The sequence below is a fragment of the Streptomyces sp. NPDC021012 genome, assembly GCF_044333355.1.
Taxonomy (GTDB): Bacteria; Actinomycetota; Actinomycetes; order Streptomycetales; family Streptomycetaceae; genus Streptomyces.
This window is the reverse complement of sequence record NZ_JBIRQU010000039.1, coordinates 1-1,210: the sequence shown is the minus strand read 5'-3', so window position 1 is coordinate 1,210 and position 1,210 is coordinate 1. Positions and strand designations below refer to the sequence as shown.

The following is a 1,210-nucleotide window of genomic DNA, read 5'->3' as shown; positions in this document are numbered from 1 at the left end:
TGGCTTTATCGAGCAGTTGTGGGTTCTGGCACAGATCTTGGGGAGCCGTCGCGGAGCGTTACCTCGGTGTTCGATTGCGAGGGACTGGCTCGTGCGAGACGGCGTACGCCTTGTCGCCTGACAGCTGGAAGTGACGCTCCCTCAGGTTGCTCCCATCGCTGCTGTGGTCGGCGGTGGGCGGTGATGGTGCTGGTCATGCAGATTGACGCACTGTTCTGGGGCCGACTGGTGTTCGAGGGCATCGACGATGTGGAGGTCAAGGCGGTCACGGCCGCGTTCGGCACGGTCGAGGTGGTGACGAGGGGTCGCGCAGGCGGCGCTTCATGTCCGGACTGCAGCTTCTTCTCGGGCCGGGTCCACGACCGTTACCAGCGCAGGCTGAGGGACCTTCCTCTGGCTGACCAGGGCTTTGTGATCCGGCTGACGGTCCGGCGCTTCATCTGCGGGTCGGCGGACTGCCCGCGCCGGACGTTCGCCGACCCGTTCTCCCGGCTGACCGTCCCGCACTCCCGGTTCACCACGCGGCTCAACCATGCCCTGGAGCGGGTGGGGCTCGCCCTGGCGGGGCGGGCTGGCGCTCGGCTGGCGGCCCAGCTCGGATTCGGTGCGGGACGGATGACCTTGTTACGCAGGGTCATGGCATTGCCCGATCCGCGGTTCAGCACGCCGCGGGTGCTGGGTGTGGACGACTTCGCGATCCGTCGCGGCCAGACCTACTCCACCGTCTTGACCAGCGTCGAAGACCATCGCGTGGTCGATATCCTCCCGACGCGTGAAGCCGGGCCACTGGCCGCCTGGCTGGCCCGCCATCACGGCGTGGAGATCATCTGCCGGGACCGGGCCGGTGCATACGCCGAGGGCGCCCGGCGCGGTGCCCCCGGCGCTCTGCAGGTCGCGGACCGGTTCCATCTGTGGCAGGGCCTCGGCCGGGCCGTGGAGACCTGCGTCGCCGCCCACCGCGACTGCCTGCGCAACCCGACGCCCAGCGGCCTGCTGCCGCAGGACACCCCACCGGCTTCCGGACGGTCGCAGGACGACTCGGAGCCCGTCGGCCGGCGGGCCGAGCGCAAGAAGGCCGCCCACGCCCTGGTCCACGAGATGCTCGCCCAGGGCCACTCACGCCGGGCGATCGCCCGGCACCTGGGCTGGGGCCTCAACACCGTCCTCCGGTACGCGAACGCCGCACGCTGGCAGGACACCATCCGCGAGA

Annotated in this window: 1 protein-coding gene; it reads left to right on the top strand. The window is 70.2% G+C overall.

Features of this window, described 5'->3' with window-relative positions; all coding sequences use genetic code 11:
* Positions 1–195: 195 nt before the first annotated feature.
* Positions 196–1,210 (top strand): ISL3 family transposase (locus ACH4TP_RS40350; protein WP_398440722.1); only part of this gene is annotated, 1,015 nt, incomplete at its 3' end.